This window comes from Polynucleobacter necessarius, from assembly GCF_900096765.1.
Lineage (GTDB): Bacteria > Pseudomonadota > Gammaproteobacteria > Burkholderiales > Burkholderiaceae > Polynucleobacter > Polynucleobacter necessarius_F.
This window is the reverse complement of the sequence record NZ_LT615228.1, coordinates 1,472,746-1,490,670: the sequence shown is the minus strand read 5'-3', so window position 1 is coordinate 1,490,670 and position 17,925 is coordinate 1,472,746. Positions and strand designations below refer to the sequence as shown.

Here is a 17,925-nt window from a genome sequence, read left to right as displayed (position 1 = left end):
ATGAATTATTTAGAAGACCACGAAATAGAGACTCCAGATAAACAGCAGGCTGCCAAAAGAAGCACTTTGGTCAGTGTAGTTGTTAATATTGGATTGACTATTTCTCAAGTATTTGCCGGCATTGTGTCTGGTTCGCAGGGTTTGATTGCCGACGGCATTCATTCTCTGACCGATTTAGTGGCTGACTTTGTAGTTTTATTTGCCAATCACCACAGCAGCAAAGATGCAGATGAAGATCATCATTATGGGCACCAGCGATATGAAACCGCCGCTTCTATATTTTTAGGCGTCTCATTACTGGCTGTGGGTATTGGCATGCTTTGGAAGGCCGGTGAAAAAATCATTGATCCAGCTCCATCCGGACAAATTCAAATTATGGCCTTATATGTCGCGCTAGGCTCTCTGGTGGCGAAAGAATTATTATTTAGATATATGCTCTCAGTAGCAGAGCGAGTGCGCTCTTCTATGTTAGTGGCAAATGCGTGGCATGCTAGATCGGATGCAGCTTCATCTTTAGTGGTTGCCGTAGGTATTGTTGGGGCACTGTTCGGCTATTCCATCTTAGATTCGGTTGGTGCCTTAGTCGTAGGTTTGATGGTGGCTAAAACGGGTTGGGAGTTTAGTTGGGATGCTCTCCATGATTTGATGGACAGAGCGGTTTCAAACGAAGAGCATCAAAGAATTGAAGAGATCATTAGATCAACACAAGGCGTGAAAGGGTTTCACGACTTAAGAACTCGTAAGATGGGTGACATGATCTTAGTTGATGTTCATATTGAGGTAGATGCTAACTCTACTGTTCAAGCAGGTCATGACATTGTCCTAACTGCAAGAAATCAGATCATGAAAGAATTGCCTGTTCTCAATGTGATGACCCATATTGATCCTGTCTAGCATATCGATTTAAATGACGGCTTAGATGTAGGGCTGATGCTCTCTTTCATAGCCTCTCCTGCTTAGGCTACCAAGAAATAAGAAGCCACCTTTGGGTGGATTTTTTATTTCTAAGTTTTAATTAGAGGCTTAAACAATAAAACAAGAGTAAATTGGGTTTATGTTCAAAACCATCCTCGCTCTCCCTCGAACCGTTTGGCTAATTGGCCTTATTAGTCTAGTGAACGACTCGGCGAGCGAAATGCTCTATCCACTCATGCCTTTGTATCTCGCGTCCGTACTCATGGCTGGACCAAAAGCGTTAGGCATTATTGAAGGCATTGCAGAAGCAACCTCAAGCATCTTTAAATTAGTTTCTGGTGTCATCGTCGACCGCACCAAAAAAGCAAAGCCCTGGATCGTCCTCGGCTATACGCTTGCTGGAATTGGAAGACCTTTGATTGCAATTGCTAATTCATGGCTTTGGGTTCTGGCGATCCGGTTTACAGATCGCATGGGAAAGGGCTTGCGAAGCTCGCCCCGTGATGCTTTATTGGCTGAGAGTGTGAACGAAAATCAGCGAGGCATTACATTTGGCCTGCATCGATCGATGGATAATGCCGGCGCAGTCAATGGCCCTTTATTGGCGGCGATGTTTTTATCGATGGGCATGCCGCTGAAGCAAATTTTTTTATGGGCAATAGTTCCTGCAGTCATCACCATCACACTAGCTTTATTTATTCGCGAGCCCCGGCGAGAGGCTGCTCCACAGACAAGCAAATTCAGTTGGTCGCTTGAAGGCATGCCTAGCCAATTTAAAAGATATCTTGTTGTGGCGGGAATCTTTGCATTAGGCAATTTTTCAGATATGTTTTTGTTATTGAGAGCAAAGGAAGCAGGGGTTCCACAGGAAGAGATCCCATTGCTTTGGGCAGCCATCTCATTAATTACAACCTTATTTGGTACGCCTCTATCGGCGCTTTCAGATACTTTCGGCCGTAAGAGATTTATTTTGATTGCGTGGATTTCCTTTGCATTCTTTTACATCGCGATGGGCTTGCCAGATATTTCCGTTTACCAAATATTTGCACTCTTTGGCGTTTATGGACTATTTAAGGCGGCAACCGAGGGGGTAGAGAAGGCTCTCGTGGCAGATATGGCGCCTAAGGGTTTGGCAGGGACAGCATTTGGTTGGTTTAATTTAATTACGGGGCTGATGCTATTTCCTGCATCATTCATTTTTGGGTGGATTTACGAATCCATTGCACCTCTTTACGCATTCTTGTTTTCGGGAGCTTGTGCCCTATTAGCATTTATATTGATGGCAGCTTGGGTATATCAAACACAAGATGTCAAAAAGGCTTAATTGAAATATGATTTTTTTCTCCATATTTAATTCGTGCTTTAGGGCGTGGCGAATCAGGTGAGTTTTGCTTGAGCCGGAGCCAACGAGCAAGATTTGTTTAAGCGCTAAGATTGCTTATAAGGATTACGCTTTATGAAAAATTTTCTTGGCTTTGATCCAAAGGCTTTTGTGTTTTTTGAGGATTTGACTCAGAACCAAAATCGATTTTGGTTTGCTGAACATCGATCTGAATATGAAGACTTTGTGTGAGAGCCAATGAAGTGTTTTACGGAAGCGCTCTCGGAAAACTTATCCAAAAAGAATATCCCGTTATGGGGCGACCCCAAGAGATCTCTTTTTAGAATTAATCGGGATGCTCGTTTCTCAAAGGCCAAGCATCCATATAACATGCATGCCAGCGGCTTATTTACGAGAACAGGGGACAAGCATTCACCTGGGGTTTTGTACTTTCGCTTAGACCCTCTGGGCAGCAGATGTGCAGCAGGCTATTTGCAGCCTGAAGCACATATTATTAAACGATTGAGGCAGGGGGTGTTGGATGATCCTAAGACTTGGTTATCCATAGAGAGTGCACTTCAACGTAAAGGATATGAGCTGGACTATTCGCATACTTTAGCTCGAGTACCAAGAGGTTTTAATGATGTTCCTAAGGAAGTTGAGCGAGCCATAAAATTAAAAGGATGGATTATTAGAAAGCAGATTTCTAGATCAACCATTTGCTCTAATAATCTAATCAAAGAAGTTACGGAGTTTGCTAAAGATATGCTGCCTTTGCTCAGTTTTGGCTGGCACGCATTGGAAAAGTTTTCAGATTAGAGTTGTTAAAAATTAATATTATTTGGAGTGCATCATGCTACTGCTTACCTCAATCATTGCCTCAGTCTTAACTATTATCTTCATTCAGTTGTCTTTCGCAGTAATTGCGCTAAGAAGAAAAAATAAAGTGGGCCTAGGGAGCGGTGGCCACGAAGATCTTGAGAGGGCGATTCGTGCACAAGGAAATTTTGCCGAATACGTCCCTTTTGGCATTATCTTGATTGCCTGTCTTGAGCTAAACGGAGCCCCTTGGTGGCTTATTGCTCTTCCCGGTGTCACTTTAATTATTGACCGTTTGATTCACGCAAGGGGAATTAACATCCCTCCACCAGATTTTAGTAAACGCATATTAGGTATGAAATTGACATTCAATACATTAATTGCACTCGTCGTTATCAATATAGGGTGGGTCTTGTATCGATTGATTGCCTTGTAATATCAAGCGTGGCTATTGATACAGCCTATCGATCCTTAGATGGTATTGTATTTAGCCCTTAAGATAAGTGGGGCTAATACAAGAATTGCCAAAATTACATAAGATCTCAGTATGAGCAATTTCTTAGATCCAGCAACCCTCTTTTTTGTTTTTGGGGCTTTTGCCGGAGCTGTTAAATCGAATCTTGAAATTCCTCAGCCCATAGCTCGATTCTTATCTTTGTATCTCCTGATGGCCCTGGGCTTGAAGGGTGGTTTTGCTCTGCATAAATCAGGGTTTACTCTTGAGATTGGCTTGGCGCTTGGTTTGGCGGTAGTTCTAGCTATCGTCATACCGCTGATGGGCTATTTAGTCCTTAGAACAAAGCTGAATAACTATGATGCAGCCGCTATTGCTGCTACCTATGGTTCAGTAAGTGCTGTGACCTTTATTACTGCAACCCAAGCGCTTGATCAATATGGCATTGCCTTTGGTGGGCATATGGCTGCGGCGATGGCTTTGATGGAGTCGCCAGCAATTATCTTGGCAATCTTGTTGGCGAATAAAGCTAGGGCAGCGTCAAACAACGTCAAGCAATCAACCAGCATGTCAAAGATTCTTCATGAATCTTTTACCGATGGAGCACAACTCTTGTTGCTAGGATCAATGATTGTTGGTTTAGTGAGTGGTGACGGCGGCCAAAAAATTATGGCGCCATTCTCCATTGATTTATTTAAAGGAATGCTTACATTCTTTATGTTAGATATGGGGCTCATGGCGGCCAAAAATTTTGAGGGATTAAAAGGAAAGCCCCCAATCACTTTGTTGTATGCAATCGGAGCTCCTTTGCTCCACGCGTCTGTTGCATTGGTGTTGTGTAAGTTTTTAGTTCTACAGTTAGGCGATACAATTTTACTAATGGTGCTTGCTGCTAGCGCTTCATATATTGCTGTGCCAGCGGTCCTAAGACATGCGCTCCCTGAAGTAAATCCTGCCTTATATATGGGAATGTCACTAGGAATTACTTTTCCCTTCAATATTATTTTCGGCATACCTTTATATGCTTATATTGCTCAATTGAGTTTTTAGCCCACATCGACAAACATCACCTATAAGGAAGTCACTATGCCGCTAGTTAGAATTGATTTGAGCAATAAATACTCAGCAAGCTTAGCTAAGCAGGCTGGAGAAATCGTTTATCAAGTTATGCGGGAGCAAATCAATGTGCCCGAGGATGATAAGTTTCAGATCATTACCAGGCATGATCAATCTGAATTGAATATTCCAAAAAGTTATTTAGGAATTGAATATTCGGAAAACATCATTTTTATTCAGGCGACCATTAGTTTTGGTCGATCGATAGAGTTGAAAAAGAATCTCTTTAGAGGCGTCTGCGATGCCCTGGTGCAACAACTACAAGTCAGGCCTCAAGATATCTTTATTAATTTAATTGAAGTAAATAAAGAAAATTGGTCTTTTGGTAATGGTGAAATGCAATACGCAGATAAAGACTAATCAATCGATTTTGGCTTCAGCCTATCCCTCCAAAGATTTAGAAGCCCTCTAATTCTTACTTGCCTGCTTGCTTATCGAATTCTGCATATTTGTCATGACAAGATTTACAGGCATTGTAGATATTGCCGCCGGCATCAAATAAATCATCTTTGTTTTTATTTTGGGCGGCCTTTAATGCTTCCTCGGCTGCTTTGCTTAACTGCTTAGCGTAAGCGGCCCAAAGTTGATTGTCTTTGGCTCGCCCTTCAATCATAAGTAGATTTCCAGATTCTGCTAATACTGCGGCGCTGTTTCTAACGGACTCCCATTGGGCATCCGTTTTAGGATATATCTCTATTGTTCCCTGAGCATTCGAGATGGTTTTTACGGAATCCCACAATACATCGGCATTGGGATCAATCACCCATTCCATCAACTGCTTTAGGCTTAGCGAGGTTTTTGTTTGGGGTATTTTTGGCACACATCCCAACAATGGTGAAACGCAAATGAGTAAAGCAAATATTTTAAATTTCATGATTTCTCCAGCCACCCCCATTTTTCCCCAATTTATATCATTGAACACAGCATTGCGCGACTTTTTGTTGGGATCAAAAACGGTAGAAGACCTTATATTGATCTGCTACTAGTTCGCTTTATTCAAGTAGTTTGCTTCTACCCAATCGCCCCTTAAAGATATCAATACCATATTTGATAACAGCCACAAATAGAATTGATCCAGCAATATCTCCTGAGAACATCGCGATCCAGTGATTGAAGCTTCCGGAATCTAGTCCTTGCAAACCAAACCAGATTTGATGCAGCCCCGAGCTCAAGAGAGAGTACGCAATAATGATGATTATTAGTTGTCGAAAAGAAATATTACTTAAGTCTGGATTTACCCTGAGGTTATGAATGACAAAGTGACGTCCAAGCAATGGAGCTATTGCGCAGATGATTGCAATGCCCAATTTGGTCGTCCAGTCAAATTCATAATAATCAAAATAGTTAATGAATAATGAGGCTAGAGACAGCCCAACTGCGCCAGAGTAATTAAATATGAGGGTTAAGAAAATTCTGAGCCCTGCTGGAATAAAAATCCAATTGACCCCCCTACCCATTTCGAGAGGTAGGGTAATGAATTGATTTACGTAAAAGAATGCCGCATACAGCAAAGCGCTAAGTAAAACCTCAAAGCAAATTTGGGCAATTATTTTGGGCGTGGGCATGAAAAGATGATAAGTTATATAGTCTCTTAGGTTCTTAGGGTTTATCGTCACCTTTACCAGGCTAGGAGTAAAACATTACGATGAAATTGCTTAAATCCTCCGCCTATATTCGTTTTCTTAATTGTTTAGACAGCTTAGATCATATTAGCCCAGGCAAACAGCTTGATAGCAAGGAAGAGCAGCTACTAAATTACATCACCCTGAACGCCGCGCAAGGCAAGCAAGTGTTGGTAGGAGATTTAATTGCACTAAGCGAATTGGGCTCTCAAGCTACCCTGCATGGTCGCATTAAAAGTTTGCATGCAATGGGATATGTCAAGCTTGTAGAAGATAAGACTGATGGCCGTAAGCGCTTTGTAATCCCAACCTCAAAGGCGGATAAATACTACGAAAAGCTCTCTGAGTGTCTTGAAAAAGCGCTAAAAGGCAGTTAAAACCTAACGGAGTCTTTGGTAATGTATAAATTAATTGCCTTTGACGCTTATGGCACATTATTTGATGTCTATTCCATGGGTACTCTTGCGGAAGAGATTTTCCCCGGACAAGGCCAAGCGCTTTCTTTGATGTGGCGGGATCGTCAAATTGAATACACCCGTTTAGTGACCTTGAGCGATCCCAGTCCAAATGGAAGTAAACACTATTTACCCTTTTGGGATCTAACGGCTCGATCCTTGCGCTATGTATGTAAGCGGATGGGGCTTAGCCTCTCCCAGCAAAATGAAAAGCGATTGATGGATCAGTATGCCAAGCTCACTGGATTTGAAGATAGCCTGACAGTTTTAAAAACCATCAAAGAAAAAGGGGTGCTTACTGCTATTTTGTCCAATGGCAGTAGAGAGATGTTGTCTACTGTGGTGGATAGCAATGGCCTTAGTCCCTATTTGGATAAAGTAGTAACTATCGAAGATGTGCGTTTGTTTAAAACTGCTCCACAGGCTTATGAGCTTTTACTTAAGGCATTTGCGGTTAACAAAGATGAAATCCTTTTTGTATCTAGTAATGCATGGGATGCATTAGCAGCAAAGTGGTTTGGATTTGATGTGTTCTGGGTTAATCGATTGGGGCATCCATTCGAGGAAATCGGGGTGCAGCCTGACTATGAAGGTAGTTCACTATCTCAAGTTTTACAATTTATTTAAATGGGTGAAAAATGCGCATTAATCGTACGATTGAAAATATTGCAATCAGCCTATTAGTTCTATTAATTCTTTCATCTTCTGCTACAGCCGCAGAGATTCAGGTTATAACTTCCGGGGCGTTTGCAGAAGCGCTAAAAACGCTTGCCCCTGAATATGAAAAACAATCGTTAAACAAAGTCATTATTTCCTATGGCTCTTCAATGGGGGGTGCGCCAGATTCAATACCATCGCGATTGGCTAGAGATGAAAAGTTCGATGTATTAATTCTTGCTGGCCCTGCCTTGGATGGTTTTATTAAAAGTGGCACAGTGCAACCCGGTAGTAAAGTGAATTTAGTGGCCTCGGTAATTGGAGCAGCGGTAAAAGCTGGTGCTCCTAGGCCGGATATTTCAACAATGCCCGCATTTAAGGATGCCTTATTAAATGCAAAGTCAGTAGCTTACTCAGCAAGTGCAAGCGGTACCTATTTATCCACAGAAGTTTTTCCGAGAATGGGCATTGCGGAGCAGATGAACAAGACTGCTAAAAAAATCTATAGTGAGCGTGTGGGCACTGTTGTTGCAAGGGGGGAGGCAGAGTTAGGTTTTCAGCAGGTCAGCGAACTCATTCCCATTCCTGGAATTGACTTTATAGGAGAAATTCCTCCAGAAGTTCAACAAACCGTTTTCTTTTCTGCGGGTATCACCTCTAATGTTAGTAATCTTGTAGCAGCAAGAGATCTAATTGCATACCTGGCATCCCCAGCTGCGTCACCAGTGATTCAAAAGGCTGGTCTCAAGCCTATTCTTCCGGCATTGCCATGGTAACTAAAACTTAATTTATTGAAATGTCTCGGGGTTTTTCAGGATGCATGGAATTCGACTGACCCTCTATATCAAGATATAATTTTTTCAAGCAGGAGAGTGAGATGAATTTCTCCACCGAAGGCGCAAACTCCCATGAACGCTCAGGTATCCAGCAGGAAGGTACTGCTTATCCTAAATAGCCGTCTGGAGAGTCGCCATTTTGATGGTGCACCGAAGGAGCAAGCACTAAGTTGGGCTTAGTGTGAATCTCTCAGGTATCAAGGACAGGGGGAGCGGCATCTATCCACGCTTGGGTGTTTGATGGGCTGCTTTTGGGAGAACCTATGCAAATTTCTTTTTGGGTCATTCAGCAGTGTAATGTTTTGGCCTTTTGATATTGGCCAACCTTGACCATCTATTAATGAAAGAAATGTATGACAAACAAATTGGTTGAAGAAGCCCCTTACCATCCCGGATATGAGGATGTTGGCTTTAAGGGAGAAACTTCTAGCGTTACAGCTGAGTTAGATCGCTTTAGAAAAATCAACTCACGATATTTAAGTTTTGCAGAAACTATCGTTGATTTTTGTATTTCTGATCACAATCGGATGCATCCAGCAAAGTAAATGCTCTAAAAAATAAGCCGCTCATGCGGCTTATTAATCGGCATTACTTAAAGCGATAGGCTAAAGCAGCAAATACATTGTCCTGAAAGGATTTATTCATGACTGGACTGTTATTAATCCCATTACCCATCCATTTGCGCCGACCATATAGATTGATATACCAGTTGTCGACAACAGGAATTTCTATCATGAAACCTGCTAAGAGATTATTAGTGGCTGGGGCTGTATAAGGGCTATATCCCGTTGCATTAGACTCCCCAGAGCTCAATCCATAGTAATAATTGGCGTATTGACTAGACTGTCTTTCGATGCCGATCTCTGGATACACTACCACCTTTTTAAACGTTTCAACTTCGGCAAAATAGAGCAGCTCATAAAGCGCCCCATTTGATTTTCCAAAATCATGATATGCATTTGCAAAGAAGCCCCCAATAGGGGTTTCTTGATAAGTGCCTACGCCCAAGGGAATGGGATCACTTTTATTAATGGTTGCCCCATTAATAGGCGACTTCACCTTGTATGAGTTGAGGGCTATCTTGCCGATGATTTCAAAATAACCATAGCCCATTTTGAAAGTTTTAATGCCAACTTCATCAATGCGAGCAAAGAAACGCTGGTAGTCAAAAAAAGCATATGGAAGGACTAAAGATTGAGCTCCTTCTGAGCCAATATGCATATTAGAGCCATAAACAGCTGCGCCAATATCGCCAACGATGTGATCTGGTAAACCATCGTCTGGCATATTGTCCATTGCATGCACTGGCAAAGAGATAAATCCAAGAACTAGGCAGAGCCATGCTTTTGAGAATATTTTCATACAAGAATCATAGAAGATTTTGGAAAATGCATTAGAGATCTAGGTTATCCAGAGCAAGACCCTCTAAGTGACTAGTATCAGCCCAGCGATCAACATTCCAAGTTACGCCGTTATGACTAATCCAGCTTAAAGAGGCATTTGGTACCGACACTACTTTTTCAGAATCTAAAGTTTGCCCACTTGCTAGTCGATACATCATGTCTAGGGCGCCACCATGACTTACTAGGAGAATTGTTTTTCCAAGATGCCGCTTGCGGATTTGTTCTAGGGCTTGATGAATCCGCTCTGCAAAGTCTCTAATACTCTCGCCGCCACGAAGATCATGGCTTAAGTCTCTACTTGTATGAATATCCCATAGTTCTGATTCTGCTTGGGGCGCCTCAGCGATGCTCAGTCCCTGCAGGGCGCCAAGGTGACGCTCTCTTAAGTTGGGATCAATCAAGGCCTTAACACCAAATTGATCTTCAATTGCTTGCGCTGTTTTTGCTGCCCGCAGGAGATCGCTTGTGTATAAAACATCGAACTGAAGTTCTATTGCCTTTAAGGAGTTTGCTAGTTGTTTTGCTTGCTTTATACCTCGTGCATTGAGGTCAATATCAGTATGGCCTTGTAAGCGACGCGCGATATTCCAATCGGTTTCACCGTGGCGCACTAAACAGAATTGAGTATTGGTCATTGTGCAATCATCAAAGGGTAATTATTTCTTTAACATCCATGCGCGTGGATTATGTTCAAAGCCAATATGCTCATAGTATTCATTCGCTTTGGGTGCAGCTAAAAGAACAATCATACAATTAGGCTCCAAGCGCAACTGAGTTTCAGCAATGAGACGTTTGCCTATGTCAGTACGTTGATATTGTTCATTCACTGCTAGATCGGCCAGATAAGCAACATAAGCAAAATCAGTGAGCGTTCTGGATATGCCGACTAGCTTGTCTCCATCCCAGGCGGTAATGGTCAAATTGGCGTTCTTGAGCATCGCCTCAAAGGTGTTGTGATTATCGATGGGGCGGCGCTCGCCAAGTGTAGATCGTTTGTAGAGGTCAATCGCTTGTTCGGCGATGATATTTGCGTTATCGCGATAACTAATCATAGAAACCTTCTTAATTCAGAATAACAGCTTAATAGATCAGGCGCTATGATTAGAGAATGATTAATTCTCCAAACATCATTTTTTCCTTAGTAATGGGCATGCTAATGTCTGCAAGCATTACCTTGGCCACTACCTTTGTGCGAGTGGGCCCCGTAGAAAACTTTTTTTGGGTGTGGCTAGAGGTGTGGCTCGTGGCATATCCTGTAACCATTGTTTGTATCTTGATCTACAGACCTTTAGCGACCAAAATTACCACCGCAATTTTGCATAAATTGAATTTAACTCATTAATATTAGAGCCCTATTGATGCGTAAAAGGTATTGATGAGACAACTTATATTTCTAACGCTACTTTGTATAACGCTATTCATTTCAGCATGTGCTGCTGTCTATACAGATGCCTCAGACTCCAACCATGTTACTTTCTTAAATAGCAGTGACGAGTCAATGCAGCAGCTTACTCAGAAAGCAAACGCCTATTGTCAGCAATATGGAAAAATGGCCTCATTCAGAAAGTCTGATACTCAATTAGTCGCTGTTTTTGATTGCAATTCGCCCCGTTAGGGAATTAAGTCAATTAACTGGCTAAATCAGATTGATAGATTAAGCCGGCATGCTCTCTAAGCGCATGGAATTGAATGGACTCCCAGCGTTGCTGAGCAACATCAAGCTCAGATTTATGAGAAGCCAAAAAAACGGAGGCGCCAACCACGTCTTCGGCCATGCGATGAATGTTTTCTTGGATAAATTTTTTCAGCGCAACAGGATCATCTGAGCTCACCCAGCGGGCTAAGTTATAACGCGCTGGCAGCAGTCGGACTTCTGCGCCATATTCAGTTTGAAGGCGATGGCTGACTACTTCAAATTGCAATTGACCAAATGCGCCCAATAACATTGTGCCGCCCGCCATTGGTCGAAAGACTTGAATGGCGCCCTCTTCCCCAAGCTGCATTAGACCAGTACGTAATTGTTTTGAGCGCAAGGGGTCAGCTGACTCAACCATCCGAAATATTTCTGGGGCAAAAAAGGGTAGACCAGTAAATTGAAGTTGCTCGCCTTCAGTGAGCGTGTCACCAAGTCGCAGTAGACCATGATTTGGTAAGCCAATAATGTCGCCTGGAAAAGCCTCGTCGAGAATGTCGCGCCGTTGAGAGAGAAATGAAAGTGCATTATTAGTGCGCACTTCTTTTCCATTGCAGCAAATCTTGAGCTTCATGCCACGCTGAAAATGGCCTGAGCAAATGCGTAAAAATGCTACTCGATCGCGATGAGCCGGATCCATGTTTGCTTGGATTTTAAAGACTACCGCAGAGAATTTATTTTCAGCAGGGCTAAATTCTCGCTGCAGAGCTTTCCGAGAGCCCGGAGATGGCGCAAGCTCGACTAGCGTATTCAAGATTTCTCTTACGCCAAAGTTGTTAATAGCTGAGCCAAAAAATACTGGCGATTGGCGACCCGCTAAAAATGCTTCGCGATCAAAAGCAGGCATCGCTTCTTTAATGAGATCAACTTCAGCCAAAGCATTTTCTAGATCAGAACCAAGTCTTTCTTTGAGGGCTGGGTCATTGATATCGACCACAGCATGGGAATCCTCAGTTACTCGATCCTCGCCCGCTTTGAACATGCGCATTCTGGAGTTAGCAATATCAATCACTCCGGCAAATGATTTGCCCATACCTACTGGCCAGGTAAAAGGCACTACTTCAATTCCAAGCGCTGTCTCAATCTCATCCATCAACTCCATGGGAGGCTTTACTTCGCGATCCATCTTATTGATGAAGGTAACGATAGGCGTATTACGAGCGCGACAAACTTCTAACAGGCGGAGAGTTTGTGATTCCACGCCATTTGCGGCATCAATGACCATCAAGGCAGAGTCAACAGCAGTTAATACTCGATAAGTATCTTCCGAGAAATCCTGGTGGCCAGGAGTATCCAGCAGATTAATGATGCAATCACGATATTTCATCTGCATTACAGAGCTGGCAACTGAAATCCCGCGCTGCTTTTCAATCTCCATCCAGTCGGATGTAGCATGTCTGCTAGCCTTGCGTGCTTTGACACTTCCAGCAATCTGAATAGCACCCGCGTAGAGTAATAGCTTTTCTGTCAGCGTAGTTTTACCAGCATCTGGGTGGGAGATGGATGGCAAAGCTGCGACGTCTGAGAACTTCTGCGGCCGGAGTGCTGGAGTTGGTGGTATCGATGGTAATTCTGCGCTGATTAATCTAGTTTGGACGCCATTATAAGCGGGTACCTCTATCTAGAATTGCTCATGAGGACCTAGAAATCGCCATTGTCCAGGGGGCAGCGGACCTAAAGAGACGCGACCCATTCGCACGCGCTTTAAGCCAAGCACTTTAAGTCCAACCATTTCGCACATGCGACGAATTTGCCGTTTGCGACCCTCGCGCAAAACAAAACGTAACTGATCTTCATTTTGCCAACTTACTTGAGCTGTTTTTAAGGCAACACCATCAAGGCTGAGGCCATGTCTCAGTCTATCCAAGTCTTCAAATGAAAGCTTGCCTTCCACCCTCACTAAATATTCTTTTTCAATCGGACTGTTTTCACCAATCAGCAATTTAGCAATTCGCCCATCTTGAGTTAACACTAATAGACCGGTCGAATCTATATCTAATCGGCCCGCAGGAGCTAGCCCCTTAGTGTTAAAGCGCGGGTTACGACCTTTATCCTGTGGGCTAGGAAAGTAGTGATCAGGTGTTATCAATGATGCCGCTGGTTGGTACTCTTGCTCATCATCATAATGAGAGATGTAACCAACAGGCTTATTAAGAAGAACCGTAATTCGAGAGGCTTGCTGTGCTTTGGCGCCAGATTGCAACTCAATTTTTTGGTGGCGAAAGGCTCGAACACCAAGTTCATTCACTACCTCACCATCAACTGTTACTAAGCCTTGCTCAATATAAGAGTCTGCTTCCCGACGTGAGCATAAGCCCAATTCAGATAGCAACTTTGATACGCGAATTTTTTCTTCCATCTATGCATTATCGAGCAAAGATCTTGCCTAAAAAGGTTCGAGGTAATATGTCGTATTCACTAAAGCTCCCAAATTACATAATCCACCGCATAAAGGAAGACAAAATGACTGCCCCATTAAAGAAGCCACCATTCTATAAAATCCTTTATTTTCAAGTGCTTACAGCGGTAGTAATTGGGGTTTTGTTGGGTCATTTCTATCCAAGTCTTGGTACAGAAATGAAGCCTTTCGGGGATGCCTTCATTAAGGGTATCAAGATGTTAATCGCCCCAATTATTTTCTGTACCGTAGTGGTTGGCATCGCCGGTATGGAAGACATGAAGAAGGTTGGTAAAACAGGCGGCCTTGCTCTGTTGTACTTTGAGATTGTCAGCACTATTGCCCTAATAGTTGGTTTAGTCGTGGTGAATGTACTGCAGCCAGGGGCTGGTATGAATATCGATCCTGCAAGCTTGGACACCAAAGGGATTGCAGCGTATACGGGCCTAGGAAAAATGGGGACCACTACTGAATTCTTGATGAATATTATCCCGAGCACTGCAGTTGATGCATTTGCGAAGGGTGAAATTTTACAAGTGTTGTTTATAGCGGTGTTGTTTGGATTTGCCTTGCATCGTTTTGGTGGCCGCGGCACCCTCGTGTTCGATATGATTGAAAAAACATCACATGTTCTTTTCGATATCATCGGCATCATCATGAAATTTGCACCAATCGGTGCATTTGGTGCGATGGCCTTCACCATTGGTAAGTATGGAATTGCCTCTTTATTTTCTTTAGGCAAATTGATGGGTGCGTTTTATATCACCTGCTTGTTATTTGTCTTCATTGTTTTGGGCATTATTGCGCGACTCAATGGCTTTAGCATCTTTAAGTTTGTGCGATATATCAAAGAAGAGTTATTGATTGTTTTGGGTACATCTTCTTCTGAATCAGTATTGCCGCAGATGATGGAGAAGATGGAATTGCTGGGTGCCAAAAAGAGCTGTGTGGGATTGGTTATTCCAACCGGCTATTCGTTTAACTTAGATGGTACTTCAATCTACTTAACGATGGCTGCAGTATTTATTGCGCAAGCAACTGATACCCCAATGACAATCACTCAACAAATTACACTCCTGCTGGTGTTGTTGCTCACCTCTAAGGGGGCAGCTGGCATTACCGGTAGTGGTTTTATTGTTTTGGCTGCAACACTGTCTGCAGTTGGCAATGTTCCGGTTGCCGGCCTGGCAATTATTTTAGGAATTGATCGATTCATGTCAGAAGCACGCGCATTAACCAATCTGGTTGGTAATGGTGTGGCAACTATTGTGGTTGCGAAGTGGACCGGTGAGTTAGATCAAAAACAATTAACTAGTGCGCTCAACCGTGACGGTTGGCTGGAATCTCAAGATCCAGAGTTTATTTTGGATCAGAAACAAGAGAGAATGAAGTAAACATTTTTGGGAGACGTTTGATGCTCAAATATTTTAGGCTTGTACTGGTTGCGTTAGTAATTGTGTGTAACTTCGCAATTGCGCAAGATCGCCTCCCAGAAATTCCCATTGAGCAATACACCTCAGAACAAAAACAGGCTGCTCAAGAATTTGAAGCGGTACGCAAAAAGGCCCCCTGGGGGCCTTTTTGCTATGCTGATGTATAGCCCACAGCTAATGAATAATGCCCGTGCCATGGGCGACTATCTCCGCTATAAATCAGCCTTTGACAGTGCACTGAGTGAGTTTGCAATTTTGATTACGGCGCGTGAGTGGAGTCAGGATTATGAATGGTCGGTTCACTATCCCATTGCTATTAAAGAGGGCCTAAATCCGGAGATAGCGCAAGCAATTAAAGAAGGTAGAAGACCGGATGGAATGAGTTCAGATCAAACGATCATCTATAATTTCACAATCGAACTCCAGCGTTACAAGCGGGTCTCTGATGCAAGCTTTGATAAAACAGAAAAACGTTTCGGAAAGAAAGGCGTGATTGATTTAGCAGGAATTGCCGGTTACTACACTTTATTAGCAATGGAAATGAATATGGCTAGGCGCCCAGAGCCGGTAGGCAAGGAACGCTTGCCGCGTTTTCCAGAGTAAAAATCAGGTTCTAACAATGTGAACGCTACAGGGTGCTTCCTCAACAATTTTGGTCATTGAAGTCCTCCAAGGCGTCACCTTATTTGGAAGTTTGTGTGATGCGCCAATCAAAATAAGAGAGGCATCATTGTCTTTTGCAAATTCAACGATACGAGATGCGGGGTCCATTGCCTCTAAGACATGATACGAGATGCGCTCTGGGGGTAGTTTGAGTGGTTTAGCCCATTCCATGAGTTGAACTAAATGGCCTCGCACAATACCGCTTGCAGTTTCGCTTTCGTGATTGCCTTCGTAAGTTGGAGTATTGGCAATTGTGCTGATACAAACAAGACGGCTCTCCGGATAGGCCTGTAATAAATTTTTGGTAGTTTTTTGCATGCGCTCACGTAAATCTTCATCAGATTGTCGTGTATCAATCGCTGCAATCATTAGTGGGGCATCTTGATTGCCCATACTGGGACGCGGGCTAGGCGAGGGCTCGTAGCCGGCAGCCCTAAACCATTTTTTCATGCTTTCCCAAACGCTGGGAGGCTCAACCCGCTCTCCGCGCTCAGTGATTCGGACCCCATCAGGATCTTGCAATACTTGACGTAACTGCGCCGCGCTTTGATAGCGATCTGCAGCCCGAGGCTCTAGGCAACGTAAAACAACTTCTTGTAGCCAGCGCGGTATTTCTTTGCGAATAGCGCGCGGGGGAAATGGCTCGGCCCACATGCGTTTACGTAGGCCACTCATGGTCTGTGGGTTGCCAAAAGGCAACTCTCCAGCAAGTAGCTCGTACATGATTACGCCGATAGAAAAAATATCACTACGAGAATCTGATCGAATGCCCGCTACTTGTTCGGGGGAAATGTAAGGGGCGGAGCCAATGCCTTTGCGCATCTCTTCGGCTAGCAAATCGGGATAACGTGCGTGATGCGATAAGCCAAAATCAATGAGTGTTAACTTTCCTTTGTTATCTATCAAAATATTTTCTGGCTTGATGTCTAAGTGAATAGCATCTTGTGAGTGCAAGGACTGCACTGCTTGAGCAAGATCAATTCCAATTTTGACTACCTCATCAATAGAAAACTCTTTGCCTTCTTTGATGAAGTTTTCTAGCGGACGCCCTTCGACTCTCTCCATCGCAATATATGGGTGTACAGCCATATTGCCTGAGCCTAAATATTTTGGAACATGAGGGCTATTAAGTGAGCGCAAGATTGTCAGCTCGGTCTCAAAGCCAATTAAACTCTCAACCGGCTGATCTCTTCCAACTCTAGGAACCTTTAGCAGGATGGGGATATCAATACCATCTTTGGTGGCAGAAAATAGGCTGGCCATACCGCCACGATGAACCTCTTTACCAATTAAAAATCCATCTACTACTTTACCTTCTTGAAAGATATCATCAACTGCTTGAATGTCAGGCTTAATCGACATCGTTGAGTTATTTACCGGTAATGAGCCGTGTGGCCAGATCTTCTGGGAGCCCAGCCTGCCTCACTTTTTCGGCAGTCATAAAGTGATCATAGGGCGTTCTATGGAATGTTAGCAAGCTAGACTCGGGCTCGAAAATTGCAAAGCAGGCTTCTGGGTTGCCATCTCTTGGTTGGCCTAAAGAGCCTACAACGCCGACCCATTGTCGATGAGGTAAAACAGGAATTTCATCGCCTGGATGAGGCGCAAAACGAATTAACTTTCCAACGGCGCTTTGATAAAAGAGGGCTTGCTCGTGTGCGTGACCTACAAAGGTGTAACTTTTTTCTGAGCTTTGTGCACAGCGCCAGGCGCTCATGCTATCGGTAACGTAATTCCATTCAGATGGGTTGTAGGCTGATGCGTGAACAAAACATGTATTTTCTTCGTTTACGAGGAGAGGAAGATTTTTCAGGAACTGGACATGTTGTTCATTTAGTTGAGATTTAGTCCATTGAATAGCGGCGTTGGCGCTCGCATTCATTTTGTCATGAGAGTCTTTAAACACTGCCTCATCATGATTTCCTAAAACGGCAATCGCTTTTTTTGTTTCAATTAAATCAGCGATTCTTTCGATGACTGCTACTGGATCAGCGTTATAACCCACTAGATCGCCCAAAAAAACCATACGAGTAATCCCCAGCTCCTCAGCTTTAGCGAGGCAAGCTTCAAAGGCTTCTAAATTGCTGTGGAGGTCGGCAAATAGCCCAATACGTTCCGTCGTCCCCCAATGATAGGACAA

21 protein-coding genes, 2 pseudogenes and 1 riboswitch are annotated in these 17,925 nt (G+C 43.4%); of the genes and pseudogenes, 14 read left to right on the top strand and 9 right to left on the bottom strand.

Features of this window, described 5'->3' with window-relative positions; translation table 11 throughout:
- The 6 genes and pseudogenes from DXE33_RS07735 (at nt 1) to DXE33_RS07710 (ending at nt 4,985) form a co-directional block, all read left to right on the top strand.
- Nucleotides 1–894: a cation diffusion facilitator family transporter gene (locus tag DXE33_RS07735; protein WP_114639769.1), complete on the top strand. Its 894-nt coding sequence runs from the start codon at nt 1–3 to the stop codon at nt 892–894.
- Between the two features lie 160 nt (nt 895–1,054).
- The gene (locus tag DXE33_RS07730; protein WP_114639374.1) at nt 1,055–2,239 is read left to right on the top strand and encodes an MFS transporter; all 1,185 of its coding nucleotides are present in this window, start codon (nt 1,055–1,057) and stop codon (nt 2,237–2,239) included.
- Nucleotides 2,240–2,371: 132 nt separating this feature from the next.
- Nucleotides 2,372–3,055 (top strand): annotated as a pseudogene (locus tag DXE33_RS07725) (DUF2461 domain-containing protein).
- Nucleotides 3,056–3,089: 34 nt separating this feature from the next.
- Nucleotides 3,090–3,491, top strand: coding sequence for an MAPEG family protein (locus tag DXE33_RS07720; protein WP_114639372.1), 402 nt, complete (start codon nt 3,090–3,092; stop codon nt 3,489–3,491).
- Between the two features lie 111 nt (nt 3,492–3,602).
- Nucleotides 3,603–4,559, top strand: a complete 957-nt coding sequence (locus tag DXE33_RS07715) for a sodium-dependent bicarbonate transport family permease (RefSeq protein WP_114639371.1) — start codon at nt 3,603–3,605, stop codon at nt 4,557–4,559.
- A gap of 36 nt (nt 4,560–4,595) precedes the next feature.
- Entirely contained in the window at nt 4,596–4,985 is a 390-nt protein-coding gene (locus DXE33_RS07710; RefSeq protein WP_114639370.1) for a tautomerase family protein, read from the top strand.
- Between the two features lie 55 nt (nt 4,986–5,040).
- Here the strand turns inward: DXE33_RS07710 and DXE33_RS07705 are convergent, their stop codons facing one another.
- Both DXE33_RS07705 and DXE33_RS07700 read right to left on the bottom strand, forming a co-directional pair.
- Nucleotides 5,041–5,499 (bottom strand): cytochrome c, encoded by a 459-nt coding sequence (locus tag DXE33_RS07705; RefSeq protein ID WP_162785432.1) that lies wholly within the window; start codon nt 5,497–5,499, stop codon nt 5,041–5,043.
- 118 nt (nt 5,500–5,617) lie between these two features.
- Nucleotides 5,618–6,190: a hypothetical protein gene (locus DXE33_RS07700; protein WP_231970438.1), complete on the bottom strand. Its 573-nt coding sequence runs from the start codon at nt 6,188–6,190 to the stop codon at nt 5,618–5,620.
- Between the two features lie 80 nt (nt 6,191–6,270).
- Between DXE33_RS07700 and DXE33_RS07695 the strand changes: the two genes are divergently transcribed.
- From DXE33_RS07695 to DXE33_RS07680, 4 genes are all read left to right on the top strand, one after another.
- Complete coding sequence (locus tag DXE33_RS07695) at nt 6,271–6,624, top strand: MarR family transcriptional regulator (RefSeq protein ID WP_114639368.1); 354 nt, start codon at nt 6,271–6,273, stop codon at nt 6,622–6,624.
- A 21-nt stretch (nt 6,625–6,645) separates the two neighbouring features.
- Nucleotides 6,646–7,329: a haloacid dehalogenase type II gene (locus DXE33_RS07690; RefSeq protein ID WP_114639367.1), complete on the top strand. Its 684-nt coding sequence runs from the start codon at nt 6,646–6,648 to the stop codon at nt 7,327–7,329.
- Between the two features lie 11 nt (nt 7,330–7,340).
- Complete coding sequence (locus tag DXE33_RS07685; RefSeq protein ID WP_114639366.1) at nt 7,341–8,135, top strand: substrate-binding domain-containing protein; 795 nt, start codon at nt 7,341–7,343, stop codon at nt 8,133–8,135.
- Nucleotides 8,136–8,308: 173 nt separating this feature from the next.
- Nucleotides 8,309–8,412, top strand: a riboswitch (glycine riboswitch).
- Nucleotides 8,413–8,548: 136 nt separating this feature from the next.
- On the top strand, nt 8,549–8,740 hold the full coding sequence (locus tag DXE33_RS07680; protein ID WP_114639365.1) for a hypothetical protein: 192 nt from the start codon (nt 8,549–8,551) through the stop codon (nt 8,738–8,740).
- Between the two features lie 43 nt (nt 8,741–8,783).
- On the opposite strand, the gene DXE33_RS07675 is transcribed toward DXE33_RS07680, so the two are convergent.
- The 3 genes from DXE33_RS07675 to DXE33_RS07665 are packed head-to-tail and all read right to left on the bottom strand — an operon-like array spanning nt 8,784 to nt 10,650.
- Nucleotides 8,784–9,557: a MipA/OmpV family protein gene (locus tag DXE33_RS07675; protein ID WP_114639364.1), complete on the bottom strand. Its 774-nt coding sequence runs from the start codon at nt 9,555–9,557 to the stop codon at nt 8,784–8,786.
- 31 nt (nt 9,558–9,588) lie between these two features.
- Complete coding sequence (locus tag DXE33_RS07670; RefSeq protein WP_114639363.1) at nt 9,589–10,233, bottom strand: histidine phosphatase family protein; 645 nt, start codon at nt 10,231–10,233, stop codon at nt 9,589–9,591.
- Between the two features lie 21 nt (nt 10,234–10,254).
- Nucleotides 10,255–10,650: a GNAT family N-acetyltransferase gene (locus tag DXE33_RS07665; RefSeq protein ID WP_114639362.1), complete on the bottom strand. Its 396-nt coding sequence runs from the start codon at nt 10,648–10,650 to the stop codon at nt 10,255–10,257.
- Between the two features lie 56 nt (nt 10,651–10,706).
- Between DXE33_RS07665 and DXE33_RS07660 the strand changes: the two genes are divergently transcribed.
- Nucleotides 10,707–10,940 carry a DUF2798 domain-containing protein gene (locus DXE33_RS07660; RefSeq protein WP_114639361.1) on the top strand — a complete coding sequence of 78 codons (234 nt, stop codon included), beginning with the start codon at nt 10,707–10,709 and terminating at the stop codon, nt 10,938–10,940.
- A 286-nt stretch (nt 10,941–11,226) separates the two neighbouring features.
- On the opposite strand, the pseudogene DXE33_RS07655 reads toward DXE33_RS07660, so the two are convergent.
- Together DXE33_RS07655 and DXE33_RS07650 are read right to left on the bottom strand one after the other, a co-directional pair.
- A pseudogene (locus DXE33_RS07655) lies at nt 11,227–12,856 on the bottom strand (peptide chain release factor 3).
- Nucleotides 12,857–12,912: 56 nt separating this feature from the next.
- On the bottom strand, nt 12,913–13,650 hold the full coding sequence (locus DXE33_RS07650; RefSeq protein ID WP_114639360.1) for a pseudouridine synthase: 738 nt from the start codon (nt 13,648–13,650) through the stop codon (nt 12,913–12,915).
- 104 nt (nt 13,651–13,754) lie between these two features.
- Between DXE33_RS07650 and DXE33_RS07645 the strand changes: the two genes are divergently transcribed.
- Genes DXE33_RS07645 through DXE33_RS07640 form a run of 3 tightly spaced genes read left to right on the top strand, consistent with a single transcriptional unit; the run spans nt 13,755 to nt 15,725 of the window.
- Nucleotides 13,755–15,083 carry a dicarboxylate/amino acid:cation symporter gene (locus DXE33_RS07645; RefSeq protein ID WP_114639359.1) on the top strand — a complete coding sequence of 443 codons (1,329 nt, stop codon included), beginning with the start codon at nt 13,755–13,757 and terminating at the stop codon, nt 15,081–15,083.
- 20 nt (nt 15,084–15,103) lie between these two features.
- Nucleotides 15,104–15,289, top strand: a complete 186-nt coding sequence (locus DXE33_RS10245; protein ID WP_231970437.1) for a hypothetical protein — start codon at nt 15,104–15,106, stop codon at nt 15,287–15,289.
- Nucleotides 15,290–15,299: 10 nt separating this feature from the next.
- Nucleotides 15,300–15,725 (top strand): carboxymuconolactone decarboxylase family protein, encoded by a 426-nt coding sequence (locus tag DXE33_RS07640; protein WP_231970436.1) that lies wholly within the window; start codon nt 15,300–15,302, stop codon nt 15,723–15,725.
- A 3-nt stretch (nt 15,726–15,728) separates the two neighbouring features.
- On the opposite strand, the gene DXE33_RS07635 is transcribed toward DXE33_RS07640, so the two are convergent.
- On the bottom strand, nt 15,729–17,147 hold the full coding sequence (locus DXE33_RS07635) for a serine/threonine-protein kinase (protein WP_114639358.1): 1,419 nt from the start codon (nt 17,145–17,147) through the stop codon (nt 15,729–15,731).
- A gap of 7 nt (nt 17,148–17,154) precedes the next feature.
- Nucleotides 17,155–17,925: a metallophosphoesterase family protein gene (locus DXE33_RS07630; protein WP_114639357.1), complete on the bottom strand. Its 771-nt coding sequence runs from the start codon at nt 17,923–17,925 to the stop codon at nt 17,155–17,157.